13 protein-coding genes and 1 tRNA gene are annotated in these 16,431 nt (G+C 41.3%); 7 read left to right on the forward strand and 7 right to left on the reverse strand.

Features of this window, described 5'->3' with window-relative positions; translation table 11 throughout:
• Positions 1–134: 134 nt before the first annotated feature.
• The gene (locus K9M52_RS07835) at positions 135–746 is read right to left on the reverse strand and encodes an L-threonylcarbamoyladenylate synthase (protein ID WP_224071504.1); all 612 of its coding nucleotides are present in this window, start codon (positions 744–746) and stop codon (positions 135–137) included.
• Positions 747–827: 81 nt separating this feature from the next.
• On the opposite strand from K9M52_RS07835, the gene K9M52_RS07840 reads away from it, so the two are divergent.
• Positions 828–1,718: a cupin-like domain-containing protein gene (locus tag K9M52_RS07840; protein ID WP_224071505.1), complete on the forward strand. Its 891-nt coding sequence runs from the start codon at positions 828–830 to the stop codon at positions 1,716–1,718.
• Between the two features lie 18 nt (positions 1,719–1,736).
• Here the strand turns inward: K9M52_RS07840 and K9M52_RS07845 are convergent, their stop codons facing one another.
• A complete protein-coding gene (locus K9M52_RS07845; protein ID WP_224071506.1) occupies positions 1,737–2,111 on the reverse strand; it encodes an MGMT family protein in 375 nt (124 codons plus the stop codon).
• A gap of 39 nt (positions 2,112–2,150) precedes the next feature.
• The gene (trmB, locus tag K9M52_RS07850; protein ID WP_224071507.1) at positions 2,151–2,879 is read right to left on the reverse strand and encodes a tRNA (guanosine(46)-N7)-methyltransferase TrmB; all 729 of its coding nucleotides are present in this window, start codon (positions 2,877–2,879) and stop codon (positions 2,151–2,153) included.
• A 62-nt stretch (positions 2,880–2,941) separates the two neighbouring features.
• Between trmB and K9M52_RS07855 the strand changes: the two genes are divergently transcribed.
• From K9M52_RS07855 to K9M52_RS07870, 4 genes are all read left to right on the forward strand, one after another.
• The gene (locus tag K9M52_RS07855; RefSeq protein ID WP_224071508.1) at positions 2,942–3,712 is read left to right on the forward strand and encodes a TatD family hydrolase; all 771 of its coding nucleotides are present in this window, start codon (positions 2,942–2,944) and stop codon (positions 3,710–3,712) included.
• Positions 3,713–3,761: 49 nt separating this feature from the next.
• Positions 3,762–3,851 (forward strand) — tRNA-Ser (locus K9M52_RS07860).
• Positions 3,852–4,077: 226 nt separating this feature from the next.
• Positions 4,078–6,150, forward strand: coding sequence for an arylsulfatase (locus K9M52_RS07865; RefSeq protein ID WP_224071509.1), 2,073 nt, complete (start codon positions 4,078–4,080; stop codon positions 6,148–6,150).
• Positions 6,151–6,400: 250 nt separating this feature from the next.
• On the forward strand, positions 6,401–6,931 hold the full coding sequence (locus tag K9M52_RS07870) for a DUF4168 domain-containing protein (protein WP_224071510.1): 531 nt from the start codon (positions 6,401–6,403) through the stop codon (positions 6,929–6,931).
• A 102-nt stretch (positions 6,932–7,033) separates the two neighbouring features.
• Here the strand turns inward: K9M52_RS07870 and K9M52_RS07875 are convergent, their stop codons facing one another.
• Positions 7,034–7,978: a sugar phosphate isomerase/epimerase family protein gene (locus K9M52_RS07875; RefSeq protein WP_224071511.1), complete on the reverse strand. Its 945-nt coding sequence runs from the start codon at positions 7,976–7,978 to the stop codon at positions 7,034–7,036.
• A 441-nt stretch (positions 7,979–8,419) separates the two neighbouring features.
• Between K9M52_RS07875 and K9M52_RS07880 the strand changes: the two genes are divergently transcribed.
• Complete coding sequence (locus K9M52_RS07880) at positions 8,420–9,475, forward strand: helix-turn-helix domain-containing protein (RefSeq protein WP_224071512.1); 1,056 nt, start codon at positions 8,420–8,422, stop codon at positions 9,473–9,475.
• Positions 9,476–9,981: 506 nt separating this feature from the next.
• Entirely contained in the window at positions 9,982–10,311 is a 330-nt protein-coding gene (locus K9M52_RS07885) for a hypothetical protein (RefSeq protein ID WP_224071513.1), read from the forward strand.
• Between the two features lie 59 nt (positions 10,312–10,370).
• Here K9M52_RS07885 and K9M52_RS07890 read toward each other — a convergent pair whose 3' ends face one another.
• Genes K9M52_RS07890 through K9M52_RS07900 form a run of 3 tightly spaced genes read right to left on the reverse strand, consistent with a single transcriptional unit; the run spans position 10,371 to position 16,215 of the window.
• Positions 10,371–11,735, reverse strand: coding sequence for a RagB/SusD family nutrient uptake outer membrane protein (locus K9M52_RS07890; RefSeq protein WP_224071514.1), 1,365 nt, complete (start codon positions 11,733–11,735; stop codon positions 10,371–10,373).
• Between the two features lie 10 nt (positions 11,736–11,745).
• A complete protein-coding gene (locus K9M52_RS07895) occupies positions 11,746–14,934 on the reverse strand; it encodes a SusC/RagA family TonB-linked outer membrane protein (RefSeq protein ID WP_224071515.1) in 3,189 nt (1,062 codons plus the stop codon).
• 18 nt (positions 14,935–14,952) lie between these two features.
• Positions 14,953–16,215 carry a TlpA family protein disulfide reductase gene (locus tag K9M52_RS07900; RefSeq protein WP_224071516.1) on the reverse strand — a complete coding sequence of 421 codons (1,263 nt, stop codon included), beginning with the start codon at positions 16,213–16,215 and terminating at the stop codon, positions 14,953–14,955.
• Positions 16,216–16,431: the final 216 nt, after the last annotated feature.

Below are 16,431 nucleotides of genomic sequence, written 5' to 3' on the forward strand. Positions count from 1 at the left end.
ACCTTTTTATAGCTCTAGTCATACAAAAACAAAAGATTGTTAGTTTTTAACCAAGCATTAGAACTTAATAAGGATATAAAAAGGTATAGCTGACATTAATAAGTACGATCTCCTGATGATGGGTCACCATTCTATCAGTATTCCTCTAATTTACCAGCTCCCTGACGCAGCACTTCATAAGGTTCTTTAGTACAGTCAACCACCGTTGAAGGAATCATGCTTCCGATGCCGCCATCAATAATAATATCTACAAGATCCTTAAAGTTATCATTCATGGATTCCGGATCAGTATATTCCTCCACCATATCTCCGGGAAGAGAGGTGGACAGAATAGGATTTCCAAGTTCGGAGAGTAGCGTCTGACAAATAATATTAGCTGGTACACGTAGCCCAATGGTATTTTTTTTGGTCTGCAAAATTTTGGGAACCTCCTTGCTGGCAGGCAGGATAAAGGTAAAAGGTCCGGGCAAATGGCTCTTGAGCAGCCTGTAAAGAGGCGTGGAAATAGATTTAGTAAACTTACTCAGGTCACTCAGATCTTTACAGATAAAACTCATCTGGTTTTTATTGACCTTCGTCTGTTTGATACGGGCAATCCTTTCCACGGCCTTATGCTGATAGATATCGCAGCCCAGGCCATAGATCGTATCTGTCGGATAGATCACAACACCTCCGTCAAGCAGGCATTCGGTAACGATCCTGACATTCCTTGGGTTGGGGTTTTCTGGATTTAATTCTAAAAACATATCTAAAAATACAGCATTTTTTAATTTTAGCACCTGCATATTTAAGAATAGCCTTATTTTTGGCCATTAAACAGGTACGAAATGCGGTTAAAAAATATAGACACCGTGGCCAGTATCAGCCCGGAAGAATTTAAAAAGAACTATTATAATACCAGAACGCCACTCGTCATAAAAGATCTCGCAAAATCCTGGCCAGCTTATCAAAAATGGAACTGGGACTATTTTAAAGAAAAGGTCGGACAGAAAGAAGTAGGTATCTATAATAATGTTAAAAGTGATGCCTATACGCCCATCAATAAGGCCGATGATTACGTAAAGTTCGGAGCGTATATTGATATGATCCGGAAAGGACCGGCTGAGTGGCGTATATTTCTGTTTAATATTTTCAGTCATGCCCCGGAACTGGCAAAAGATTTTACCTGGCCCACTCATTTAATGAAAGGCTTTGTCAAAAGAGCGCCCATGTTGTTTACCGGTGGTGAAGGGGCCGTTACCCATATGCATTTTGATATTGACCTAAGTCATATTGTACACACACAGTTTGTCGGCAGGAAAAGGGTGCTGCTTTTTCCTTATGAGCAACAGCATTTGCTTTATAGAAAACCTTTTGAGGTACTGAGTCTGGCCGACTATTCTCATTACTATGATCCGGAAAAAAGCAAAGTGGATCTGCAAAAATTCCCGGCCCTCCAATATGCGGAAGGCTATGACCTCATACTGGAACATGGTGATACACTCTTTATGCCAGCCGGCTACTGGCATCATATGGAGTATCTGGACAGCGGTTTTGCGATGAGTCTTAGAGCGCTCAATAATGAACTTACCGGAAAACTAAAAGGCGTCTGGAATATCATTGGCATGCGTAACATCGACACGCTCATGAAGAAGATCCGGCCTCACGGATGGTATGACTGGAAGCAAAAGCAGATTTTTGAACGGTCTGGCAAGGAGATACTGAGAAAGGTCAGCTAACCTAACCTGTACCCGTTTCTAAAAACCGAGCTCAATTGCCGGGTCCCAGAAGACTTTCGCAAAATCTACGATCGCATTATCGACAACCTTTATGCCTTCCTTTTCCAGGAGCTGCTGCATTTTTTCCGGCGGAGAGAAATGCGCCCGGCCACTGAGCATACCGTTACGGTTAACGACTCTGTGGGCAGGGATCTTTTTATTCGCATGGGCACCATTCATGGCCCAGCCAACCATTCTGGCAGAGGACTTTGCGCCCAGATAAGCGGCAATCGCACCGTAAGAAGTAGCCCGCCCTTTGGGTATCTGCCTGGCTACATCCCAGACATCTTCAAAAAAATTATGGGGCTTACCTTCGCCAGCTACTGGCAAGGCGGTTTTATTACTTTTCTTCATAGGGATTCATTTAGTCTTTCCCTGCATGGAGGAGTCTTACTATTTAGCTGAAACATCCTTATCAGCCGTATTATCCTCTTCATTATACAGGGCTCTTAGTTCCTTGTCTTTTGCTAAAGGTAGGTCTTTATCCAGTTTAAAACAGAGATAGTGCACTTTCTCGGATTTGGCAATATCCAGCTGCTCATAATGCGTCTTGATGGCGAGTATTTCGGTGGGCTTACCCCGCCCATGAATATCATCGACGTCCTCAATTAATGTGAGATCATATAGCTTAATCACGGTCTTGGTAAAATCATATAGGTCCGGGCTGTCTGTTTTAAGATGTACATGCCCCTCTTTGGACAGAAACTGTTGATATAGACGTAAAAATCTTGGATGGGTCAGTCTTTTTTTCATTTTTGAGGGCCGCAATTGCGGATCGGGAAATGTTATCCAGATCTCCCGGACTTCCTCAGGCCCAAAATAAGCCGCCACCTGTTCAATCTGGGAACGAACAAAAGCGACATTTCGGAGGTTTTCCTCCAGGGCGGTTTTAGCGCCTTTCCAGATGCGGTTTCCCTTAATATCCATCCCAATAAAATTGCCCTGCGGAAAGAGTCTTGCCAAACCCACCGTATACTCTCCTCTTCCACAGCCTAATTCAAGGGTAACAGGAAAAGAATTGCCAAAATGATTCCTCCAGTTGCCGGGCATATTCGGCGGATACTGCAACACATTGGAAAATGACTTTATTGCCTCAAAACGTTCTAACTTATGTTTTCCCATGGCCGCAAAGTTAATTAAGCGCTCCAAAATCCTATTAAATTGTTTCGTCTTAATTTTGCAGTATGGAATTAATAGATACACATACCCATTTATATTCAGAAGAGTTCAAAGAGGATATTGCAGAAGTGATAAAAAGAGCTGATCATGCCAGTATTAAACAGTTCTATCTACCCGCTATCGACAGCACGACTCATGAGGCTATGATTGCCCTGGAAGCCGGTTATCCGGGCAGGTGTCATGCTATGATGGGCTTACACCCCTGTAGCGTGAATGAAAATTATAAGAAAGAATTGGAGATTGTCAAAAACTGGCTGGGCAAGCGGGATTTTGTTGCCATAGGCGAAATCGGGCTGGACTTCTACTGGGATAAGACCCATATTGACCAGCAGTATGAAGCTTTTAAATTGCAGATGCACTGGGCGCTGGAAAGAGGCCTCCCTATTGTCATCCATGCCAGGGAATCACTGGATGAATGCATCGCCGCTGTCAAGCCGTTCTCAGAAAAGGGGCTAAAAGGCATCTTTCATTGTTTTGGCGGCACAACTGAGCAGGCTAAAGCTATTATTGATCTGGGCTTTTACCTGGGCATTGGCGGGGTGTTTACCTTTAAAAAAGCCAATATGCCGGAAACACTGAAAGATATCTCACTGAAAAACATCGTCTTAGAGACTGACTCACCTTATCTGGCACCTGTTCCGTATCGGGGAAAAAGGAACGAATCTTCTTACTTATTGAATATAGCTGAAGCGCTTTCAAATGCAAAGGCAATATCAATTGACGAAGTCGCTGAAATTACCTCCGCTAACGCCCGGGAGATATTTAAAGCGAAATAATTAGTAATTTATTCAGAAGCCCTTATATTTGCACTCCCAAAAGGAAAAAGGAGACGTGTCCGAGTGGTTGAAGGAGCACGCCTGGAAAGTGTGTATACGGGAAACTGTATCGAGAGTTCGAATCTCTCCGTCTCCGCCAAATACAATAAAGCCCGGCAAATTGCCGGGCTTTATTGTATTTGGCGGAGACGGCAGGACTGGCCTTTCTGCATACGGAATTGGAAAAGATTTGATTAAGTTATCTATGTAAATAGGTTTGTTTTGAGAACTACACCTATATTGTTATTTTTACTTCTTCTACCGGCCGCTTCCGACACCAGGCCAAATTGCAGAGAATCAATTAACTTTATGTAAAGTTAATCACAATGATCCGCCTCAAAAAGCTACCCCATTTCATTAGCCTGTTTCTTTGTCTGTTGACAGTAATACCGGTAACAGCCCAGCAAAAGCGCCCTAATATTATTTTGATTATGGCAGACGATATGGGTTATTCAGATATTGGCTGTTACGGTGGCGAAATACATACACCTAATATCGACAGGCTTGCCAGTGAAGGCATCCGGTTCAGGCAGTTCTACAACGGTGCCCGTTGCTGCCCGACCAGGGCCTCCCTAATGACAGGACTCTATGCCCATCAGGCCGGAATGGGATGGATGGTGGTTGCGGACATGGGCCGGCCGGCCTATCAGGGCAACTTAAACAACACCAGTGTCACCATCGCAGAGGTACTGAAAGCTGCCGGCTACGATACTTATATGACCGGAAAATGGCACCTGACCAATGAGCGCAAAATTGAAGGAAATGTCATAGACAACTGGCCGAAACAACGAGGCTTCAACCATTACTTTGGCATCATACCGGGCGGTGCCAACTATTTTACCCCGACTATCTACAGTGACAATAAACGCTATAAAGCACCGGATAGCTTTTACCTGACCAATGCGATCAGCGATACCAGTGTCGGGTATATCGAGGAGCATTTTGACAAGCACCCTGACAAGCCCATGTTTATGTATGTCGCCTATACATCCCCCCACTGGCCGCTCCAGGCTTTACAAAAGGACATTGCCAAATACACGGATTATTACCAAAAAGGATGGGATAGTATCAGAAGCGAGCGTTTCGCACGTCAGAAAGAACTGAAACTTTTCAAAAAGAATACGATTTTATCCCCGAGAGATTCCGCCGTGCAGGCATGGAAAGATGTTCCAAAGGACAAACAGACAGAAATGGTCAAACGTATGGCCATTTATGCGGCTCAGGTTGATATCATGGACCAGGGCATAGGCCGTATAATCGCCAAATTAAAGGAAGAGCACCAGTTAGATAACACCTTAATTTTCTTTTTGAGCGATAACGGAGCCTGTGCAGAATTTATCAGCAGCGGGCAAACAAAAGAAGTAAACGGGAAACAAAATAGTTTTGAAAGTTACCGCATTAATTGGGCAAACGTCAGCAGTACCCCTTTTAAAGAATACAAGCATTTTACCTATGAAGGAGGCATTGCGACCCCACTTATTGTGCACTGGCCAAACGGCATAGCTAAATCGCTCAATAATACCTTTGCCAAAGGGTATGGTCATATAACCGATATTATGGCTACCTGTATTGATGTGGCACAAGCAAACTATCCCGCCAAATATCATGGGCATACCATCACGCCACTTGAAGGACAATCCCTGGCTGCTGTATTCACCGGTGATTCAGTTATACACCATACAACCTACTGGGAACACGAGGCTAATATCGCCATGCGCGACGGGAAATGGAAGCTGGTGGCCAGCACGCCTGAGAATAAAACATTTGATACAAAAACATTACGGCTATACAATCTGGAAGAAGACCCCACTGAAATGAATGATCTGGCTAAAAAGTTCCCCGAAAGAGTACAATCGATGTACAACCAGTGGCATGACTGGGGAGAAAGGGTGAAGGTATTTCCCATGGATACAAGACCATACGGCGTCCGTAAACAAGCTTACCAGCGGATAATTAACGGGAATTTCGATGACTTACTAGGGGGTTGGAAGGTCAGAAAAAAAGCGGGAGTGGAAGCGACTGTGATGATTGATACATCCGGCAGCATGACAGGCAGGAACGCGCTAAAAGTAAAGATGCTGAGACCTGCAAAAAGGCCAAATGGCCTCTCGGTCCAATGGCCATTTAAAGCAAAAAAGGGCGAGCAGTTTGAAATAAACCTGGATGCAAGAGCAGACAGACATGCCAGGATGTATGTTCGCCTGGAAGCGATGAATGGTAAGTTCAGCAAAGTAATTGATCAGCCATTCAACATATCGACACAATCCTCTACCGGCGATTTTAAGTCCATCAGCATCCCAGAGAACGGTAATTACCGCATCGCGCTGTATTTTGGTGATATGGCAAAAGGCACTAATGTATGGGTTGACAACATAAAGTTCAGGAAAACCGGGCAGTAAAGTTTGGAACTATTTAACAGAACACCACTCATAATTGGCCCCGACTTTATCCAAAAATCTCATTATGGAACCATTTTTGTTTACCGTTCGTAGTTGCTATTAGTATCTGGTATGGCATTTCTTCTAATAGAGCAGCAGAATATGCTTATTTGGCAATAGATATTCTGTTACACAGGTTAATACCAGAAAATTATTGTTCATCTCATAATCTAAAAAAACCTTTATGAATTACACTCTAAAATTAAATCAAATGATGAAAAAAAGCCTTGTGGCTGCCGGCCTTGCTCTTTTTATGTGTGTTTTTAGCCTCTCGACGAAGGCAACTGCACAAAATACGGTTCCGCAACAACAGCAGCAAGCCCTCAAAACGGACTATTCTGATAGCCAGTTAAAACAATTCCTGGATGTAAACAAAAAATTACAACCCCTTCAGCAGGCGGCGCAGCAACATATCGTAAAATCTATTGAAAATTCCGGTTTAACAGTAGACCGTTTCAGAGAAATAGCCCAATCTCAACAGACTGGCAAAGCCGCATCGTTATCTGCGCAGGATAGTACAGCATTTAATAAAGCTGCGCAAGAAATCATGAAAGAGAAAGGCAAAACAGATTCCCAGATGGTCACGGTCATACAAAAGGAAGGAATGGATCTTGAAACCTTCCAGGGCATCGCGATGGCCTATCAGCAGAGCCCGGAAATTCAGCAGAAAATCAATAAAATGCTTGGCGTGCAAACCGGCGCTGACTCCACTGCAGCAAAAACAGACTCTACCGGCAAATAAGTACGGGTAGTCCTACTTTTTTAACCACTAAACTCAGAAAGCCGGATGTCGACTACATAAAATCAGACATCCGGCTTTTTTAATAATAAAAACAACTCAGCTTCAGCTCAATGCCTTTTCAGCATAAGCCAGGCATTTTCTGACTTCCTGAACAGCATCAGAGCCATCCGGGATTTTATATTCCAATTCAATTGTAGCCGGAAACTTATACCTATTCTTCCGGATTAAGTTGAGTATACCCTTAATAGGTGTATCTCCCTCACCCCAGGGCATATTTTGTCCTCCATCCGCCTTCGTCTTTCGGTCTTTTACATGAAGAGAAGTAATACGATCATGTTTATTTTTGATAAGGGCCAATAGACTTTCGGCCGTATTGCCATTCCCCGATGCGATATAATGCCCGCAATCCAAATTCATGGTGTTATAAGGTGATTGGCTTAAAGCAATGTCCCAGGCAGTATCAGTTGCCTGCGTATGGGCATGGTAGCCAACAAATAACTTATGCTTCTCCCCGAATTTACCCAGCCGTTCAGACTGCGCCGGATCACTTGGGAGTTCCACAGTGACAGCATCGGCACCTAAGGCCTTAGTCGCTTTCATGGCGTAATCAATTTCCGCATCCGTGTTACGTTTCCCCAGTGCATTTGGTTTAAATGCGTAAATTTTGACGCCCGCTTTACTGAACATCTTTCGCACTTCCTCAAATTTAGCCATTCCCACAGATGCCCGCCATTCTGCGACTTTCTTGCGGTCAGCAGGTTTACCGGCATAATCTTCAACTGCATCTCCCATCAACTCAATAGCGCTAATACCACTATCCACAACATATTTCAAGATCTGCTTTATGTCACCGGGCATGTTGCGATAGGAATAGGTAATTACTCCGATCTGCACTCCGTGAAATTTAGAGTTTGGGCGAGCAGGGAGAAACAGCGACTGGGCACCTGCATACTTACCGGCTGCAATAAGGGCCACCGACGCCAGTACACTTTTTCTCAGGAATTCACGTCGTTGGAGCTTGTTTTCTCCATTATTTTCTGAAGACATTGGCTTAGCGTTTTTAGAATTGATAGATCAAAATAGAAGAATTCAGAATAAATATACAAAATTATATCAAATATACAGTATCAGAAAAGCGTCCTCATCCCTACAACGATGATTGTTGCACTCTTAAAGGCATTGATATTTAAAATCACATATGACATTAGAAAGAATGCATATGTCAAAATAACAACAAGCATTTTCATTATTCTATCAGCAATCAGGAATCAAAAAATACTGGTATCAACGAGTCTCTTAAACCATTCTTGGTACTGAATCCTGTAGCCGACGCAAGTCTCGCAAATAGCCAACTTAAACAATAAAGTATAGCTTCCTCATCACCGAAATAACCTCCCTATTCAGGGAAATAAATAAAAAATCATATCTTAGTAAAACAAAAGGACACATAATGCTCATTTCATATACCAAAATCATATCAGAACACTAATGAAAAATTCCACCCTGACTGACCTATTGAAAATGGAAATCTTTGACGAAAACGGCATCCAATATCCAATTAAGGAAGGATTTCCGGAAGACAGGATTTCAAAGTCCTACAGAATCAACAATGCACTGGCCTTCCATGTTCCGATCGGCGCCAGGAATACAATGCTCTTTCAACTGATCATCACTGAAAGAGGTACCATCTGTATCAGCAACTACATCTTTCCCGAAAAAAAGACGATTATCTGTCGGTCACCGGCCGCTATTCTGGAGGTATACTCGACACTGGGCGGAAAAATAGATATACATTTAGAAAATGACCAAATAAGAAGCGCCAACGCCGGTACATATAACGTTATGGCTGCGCCATCAGTTTTTAACAGGGCTACGTTTGAAGGCAATATCTTAACGGTCGATTTCCATCCAGACCCTGAATACATCGCAGAACTGGCCAAAACATATCCTCAATTAACGAAGATCATTAATGCCGACAGAAAAGGCTATATCGAGACACTTCATAAAGAAGAGGGCAACATGCCATTCCTGGCGGCGTTCCTATACGTAGATCTTATCCGAAAAATACATGAAGAAAATATAAACATGCAAACCAGAACGGAGTTGATGCATCCCATTATTGCGCTCATGGTAGATCCTCAAGGAAGTACCTTTACTGAAATCCAACTCAATTATGAAAAATTGATGGCAGTCTCACACATGGTGGCCTATGTCAAAAACAACCTGGAACTCAACTATACTGTAGCAGACCTACAAAAGCTGTCTACAAAATTCAACGCGCTTCGTTACAATGAAATTCTCATCAGCTTTAAAGCCATTTACAAGAAAACGCCCATAGCCTACATTAAGGAACTCAAGATGTTAGCGGCCAAAACCTATTTGGATAAGGGCAAACGGGAAAGCACCGTCGCATCCAGATTGGGCTATAGCTATTTATCACATTTAGAGCGGGACTTTAAAGCGTACCATGGGATCAGCATTAAAGAATACAAAAAGGCGACAAAGGACAAAGATGCCATCAACCTCCACAAACGTGACCATTAGCGCATAACAAAAAAATTGGCTACTTTTTCTATCAAAATCTGGTTAGTTTTTAGGTCATAGAATGGCTAGCAACTGTCCAATAGTATCATCAATTTTACAGTAGAAAAAGAATCGGGGAGTATGTCCAGAAAAACATGCTCCGATTCAAAAAGGTAAAAATGATTAAAACTATGGCGCAGTTATGTTATCCTATTGTTCCAACATATTACAATGTATCAACACATCTGGCCTAAACACCGGAACAATAACGAATCTATTCCATGAACTACATTATGGCTGGGTGGTTTGTTTTGATATCAGGATTCTGTCGGTCAACTTGCCTGGCAGAATCCAACTCAAAACTGAGTCCCGGCCTCTTCTTAAGGATTACACAGGCAAATCCGGTTTTATCTGTAGATTGGTCTTTATTCTAGCTAAGATAGGATAAAGGCCGTTTACTGAAAAAAGAAAATTCTTCTCTTTGACACATTACAAGAGTCAAAACGATAATCATTAAATTCAAAAAAATGAAAAATATAAAAAAGCACCTCCTGTCTTTAGTTGCAGCCTTAATCGCTGTGGCAGGAGTCTGGGCTATGCATGCAACAAAGCATAGTAGCCAGAAATTCGACACCTACTACTATCATTACCTAGGCAATGATGATCAACTATCTTCTTATCAAACTCAATCCAACTGGGAGCTTCTCTCAGAACCAGACGCTCCTGGCTGTTCTATTGGTTCAATTCCCTGTGTGGTCGAGTCTGATCAGAATACAGTTCAGAACTTCGTTTCTTCTATTGTAAGCAAAACCGACGTAGAAGGTCACGAATATTCAAAAAGGAATCCAACTCCTTAGTTGTTGGAAAAAATGTAAAGAAGGTGGTTTTTGACCACCTTCTTTTTACAAAACAATCGCTACCGAGGATTCTGCTTTATATCGGAGTTCTCTATTATATCTTTAGGAATCGCTACTGCATAACGCAAATCACCAGGCGGCAGTATATACTCTTTACCACCAATAGTTCTTTTCAATGTAATATCAGCCCCCTCTTTATTAAATCGCTTAATATCAATCCATCTCAGTCCCCGGAAAAGCAATTCTTTCACACGTTCATTGAGAATCCACTCTAACACCTCTTTGGCGTCATTCGATTCTCTTAAAGTGAAAGAGCCTTTGAGATATCTTTTCTGAAGTAAAAAATTAAGATCCTTAAGAGCCAAATCGAGTTTCGCCTGCCTCGCCAAACATTCAGCCCTCATCAAATAAAGTTCGTCACTGGCAATACCCCCAAATGCGGCAAACGTATTATTATAACTACCACAGAACATTTGTGAACCATCCTTATTTCCATAAAAAAACAACGGCTTTCGCAAATCATTATCATCAAACATCTGATAAATAGTTGAATCAACGTTATTATAAGCCGCAAAGGTCATATACAACGTCGTTTCATAGATTACTTCAGGGCCAAATCGCTCAAACGGATAACGCATTGAAGTATCAACTGTATTATAGTCTAATAAATAGCTAAAATACTTTAATGCCTCATTTGAGTAAAAGAAAGCACTATCGTACATTCTCATCGATAAATACACTCTTGCAAGTTCGCCACAAGCGGCAGGTTTAGAGGCACGAAAAACATGGGCGGCCTTTTTCGGAAGGAAACCTATAGACGCCTTTAAATCCGATATGATTTGTCTATAGGTATCTTCTAGATTGCTCCTGACGGACGGAACGTTAAAATCTGTTCCCAATCTTAGAGGAATGCCAAGTTTTGTTTCGGAATTTCCTTTATCATATGCTTCAGCCCAAACCATTGCCACTTCGAAAAATGACCGTCCTCTTAAGAACAACGCTTCTCCTTTCACATTGTCCCACTCGTCCTTGTTAACCGGATCACGATCAATCTTCGATATCACTTCAAGAGCAGTATTAGCCCTATAAATATTATCATACGATCTAACCCAACCATTATCCTTACTATCGATTACGTCTTCGTCTTCCCATATATACATTCTTCTATCTTCATCAACATATAACCCTTCGAACTGGGATTCAGTTAAATAATACTCGTCGGCACAGGTTAATCCGGCTCCCACCCCATAGTTAATTCTGGAATAGTCATCCATTAATGCCTGCAAATCAACCAAATTACTCGGAATCGCCAAGCTTTTGTCACTTTTACTACTAAGATACTTCTTGCACCCTGCATTTAATAACAGCGTTAACGCGCCAGTAAGGATTAGAAAGTAGCTGGCCAATGAAATCTTTTTACTCATCTCGTTATATTTAAAATTGAATGTTTAAACCTATTGAATAATCTCTTGACGGCGGAATCAAATAATCTCTATAATCAGGGTCAATTCCTCTATTGTTAGCCCGCCAAATAATTCCTACATTATTAATCACAAAATACACTTTGAAATGCAACCTCTTATTAGCTTTCGAGCTCCAATCATACCCAAAATTTATGTACTGAAGCCGTATATTATCGCCCTTCTCAATCAAAACCTCTGAAGCATTGTAAAACCTGGCCCTTGAATTACTTGTTGGATTGATAAAAGATGGCACATTCGTCGTCAGCTCATCTCCCGGCCGCTTCCACCGATTTGAATAATCTTTATGGCCACTTAAGGAAAATTTTAGGTTATTATAATTAATCGAAGACCTCATAAAATAAAAGCCGAACTCATAGCCGAATCTCGCTGCCAAAGAAAACCCCTTCCATTTGAGCGTATTGCCCAACGAGCCAAAGACCCGAGGCATGGCTGGGCCGGCATACTTAAGATCACCAATTGAAGTCCCATTACCAGTAATGCTGTTATAATCTTTACTTACCTTCCCATCCAGAAGGCCTTGCGGATCTCCGGTTTCGGGGTCCAGCCCGGCCCATCGATAGCCAAATACAGCATACACAGGATATCCTACTAACCCATTAATACCTGTACCACCGGTTATAAAATAGTCCCCATTCTTCTCGCCAAGATAATAATCAGTGACCTTATCTCTATATAAGTTTAGGTTCAGTTCAGTCAGCCATTTGAATTCCCCATCTATATTCTTTGAGTTTATTTTAAAGTCCCATCCATTGCCATGCATAGCTGCTACATTCTTGGTAATACTGGTTATCCTTAACCCGACAGTCCTGTCAAGATAATACGGACCATATAAGTTCTGACCATTCTTATGATAATATTCCATAGATCCGGATATCACATTATTCCTAGTAGAGAAGTCTAGCCCGATATTTAACATCCCTGTCTGTTCCCACTGTAATTCTGGATTATTAAAATTTGTGAAATTTGCGATAAATGACTTTGTATATTTGGATACATCATATAAGTTAATTGTAGTCACCGCCGCAAGGCTCATATCTACATTTCCGCTATACCCATAGGTTAAGCGTGCTTTTAAATAAGGAATTAGATCAGAATTATAAAAATCTTCGGCAGAAACCTTCCATGCAAGTCCGGCCGACCAAAGAGGAGTCCATCTATTGTTCGTAGTTACACCAAAAACATTAGATGCATCTCTTCTCGCACTGGCTGATAAAGTATATTTTCCTTTATAAGTATAAGCGGCATTCGTGTAAACTAAAATAAAACGACTCAATTTACCATCTACCGAGGGAGCTCCAGGAATAAAAGAGTTGCTACCAGTTGGAAGTAATGGATAGTAATTGGCATAATCAACATCTATACTAGTGGCCAGATCATCATTATAGCCGTATAGCGAATATCTGGAACTTGTTGTTTTGGTCTGGCTAATTTCCCAGCCAGCCAAGACATTTAACTGGTGATCGCCTTTACTTAAATTATAATTCAATTGCATCCTGCCATGATGTGATAAAATCTGCTCCTCGCTTGTATTTAATATACCTCCTTGTGGTAAAACATATGTCACCTCATTATTAGCCCAGTCTATCTGAGCAAATTGATTAATGAGATTCCTCGCGTAATAGCTTTTTTTATCATAAAGGCTTCTATTATCGACATCCTGCCGTTCAAACTGATACTTAGCAGTGAGTGTAAAGCCAAAAGGCAACTGGTAAGTCAGCCCCAGATTCCCCAGAAAATCGCTGGTACGGGCTGTTATATCGTTATACTTATAATCAATAGCCGGATAATAATGCCAATCGTCCAATAGGCCTCCTCCAATTGTATCTATATATGTTTGGCGATAATCCAAATACATGGCATTAGGGCTACCATCGGTTTTCAAAAAAGAATAATATTGAGGCATAACAATATTTGAGTACCTGATAGTTCCGTAAGCAGGCTTACCTGACTTGCTTTTTGAGTATGTATACATTAATCCGGCATTGATGGTAAAGTCTTTCGCGACTTTGAAAGAGTTGGAAGAGTGAATACTAACCCTGTTATGCTTTGCCGTCAAATCACTTAAATTGTCGTCATATGCAGCCGTTAATGAATAAGCGACCTTATCGCCTCCTCCATTAAAGCTCAGATTATATTGTTGATGGATCGCATTTTTATAAAACAACTTTTTGAAATCATCTTTAACGTCATGGTTTTTAAAACCATTCAATAATTCATCAGCTGTATTTCCATCAATTTGGCCGTTTCTTCGCTGAAACAATACCTCATAGACTGGAGAAAATGGAGGCCTGTTATATCTCGAAGTGTCAGAAAACCTGTATTCCTGATCAAATAGCTCCTCTTCAAACTCCACTAAATCTTTCGAGGTCATTGTTGGCAGGTAATCCAGATTCGGTGGCGAAGTAATTGTAAGATTCGATGTAAAACTTATCCTGCTACTGGAATTGAATCTACCTTTTTTCGTGGTAATTACAATTACGCCATTACCGGCTCTTGCTCCCCAAATTGATGCTGCAGCAGCATCCTTTAAGACAGTTATACTTTCAACCTCATTCGGATTAATATTACTAATATCGCCATCATAAGGAAAGTTATCAAGTATAATCAATGGCTCTTTCGGCCCCTCAATTGTACTCAACCCCCGGACAGACATCTGGCCTTCAGTATTTGTTTTGTAGTTCACGGAAACTCCATTAGCAATAAATCGGAGTCCGTCTAACACATTCACTCTCACCTGCTCATTATACAATTTGTCACCAATTAAATCAAAGGAGCCTGTTGACCTTTCTTTCGGAATTGTCTGATAGCCCGTATTTACTTCGACGACATTCAATTCATTGGATCGGGGGACTAAATAAATCGCAAAGGTCGTATCGCCTTTGCCTAATGGGGTCGCCTTTGCCTCAAATCCCACATGGTACAGATATAATGTGTCAGACTTTGGAACATTAAAACTAAAGTTGCCGCCAACCCTCGATGTGATTGCAGTACCTGTAGCAGATGACCTTATCGTCACACCGGACACCGGTGCTCCCGTATTCTTGTTATATACTTTACCTTTTACCAGTATACTTTTGTCCTGTGCATTGGCACACAACATTGAAGTAACCATTAATACAGCAATAATGATTTTTTTCATATATGATCTTCTTTAAGATTAGTAAGCAGTTATATTCGGTTTGAGTTTATCTCTGATTATCAGCATCCTTATTTTTCTCTTGGCAGGTTTCAGTTCATATCCATACTTTCTCAATACGCCCGATAAAACAACCGGATTATGAATATTCTCTCTTTTTAGGTTAATATGTACGGTTGAAGAGTCCCCAGTTTCGTCTAGCACAATAGGTACAATGAGATTTCCGAATAATTGACTATTCATACTTGCCACCATCCCCTCAATTGATCTGTATAAGAGACCTTCGCGTGATCTCACTTCAGCAGTATCGGCTTTATTCGCTTTAGTAAGCACCCAACAATCCACAAGGCGGTTTTCAACGGAAAGTTCATAATCTGTAAAAACGCTGAACTGCCGTAATAACCACTTACCAATCTTATTATCACTCCAGGCTGTTGGAACAATATACTCCAAACAGTATGTATTCGCCGTTCTCCATGCATAAGCTAGGGCATCAGTCGTTACAAATTTGGATGAATCCTTCACCTCCAGCACAATTCTGTTATCAACATTCAGGAATCCGGCGGCCTTCTCCAGCAATTCAAGTAGGGTTCTGTTGACTTTCGTGTAGCGCGTAAAGGACTTATCTTTACTTTCTCGGACATACCCCATAGCGGGAACGCCAGTTATTGCTTTGGACAGAAAAAATTGCCCCATGCCAATTTCTGTCGAATTGACCTCCAGATTTTTGACTAAGGATTGATCAAAATCATAATGTACCCTGTCTTTTTTAACCGGAAGGTCGATTTCGTTTTCCTTAAGCAAAATATCAATCGACGAGTCGTTCAAAAATTCTGGATAAGTTATAGCGGCAACTGTTCCTCCTTTAATAAATACCTCATGCGGGAGATATTTATTGGGAAACAGCTTACGCAATACAGTATCCTCCACTATAAACGGTAGTTTGAATCCTTTGGCAATCGCCTTTGTCTTAAGCATCTTTTCTACTTTTTCACGCGGCTCTCTTGTAACAATAAAAATTTCCAACTTTTCTCCATATTTTGCCTTCAGTGAATCCAGATGCGGAAATAAGGCCAGACAGGAACTGCACCAGGTACTGAAAAAGTCCAGCACGACCACTTTATCCTTTAATTTATTATACGGTACGGAGGAATAAGAGGCATTAATAACATTCGTAAATATCATTTCCGGGAAACGATCACCTACCTTCAATGGTCGAACAGATTGGGCACAGCATACTTCGGCAAGGCATAAGAATGCCACTACCATAATAAACATCTTCATGTGGTTATTCGAATTAAAGTTTAATAACAATTAAGCAATTGGCAATTTGGCCGGTACAAACAATCCAGGTTAAGAGATCATTTGCATTCATTTCAATAATAGGTAGGTTCAAAATATATTCTAGAAACAGCGGTTAGCTATTCCATCGTTATAGCATTGTTTCATTAATTCATCAACAGAAAAATCCTACGTTTAGCTTACATAATTGTTTTATTC

Source organism: Arachidicoccus terrestris (assembly GCF_020042345.1).
Classification (GTDB): domain Bacteria; phylum Bacteroidota; class Bacteroidia; order Chitinophagales; family Chitinophagaceae; genus Arachidicoccus; species Arachidicoccus terrestris.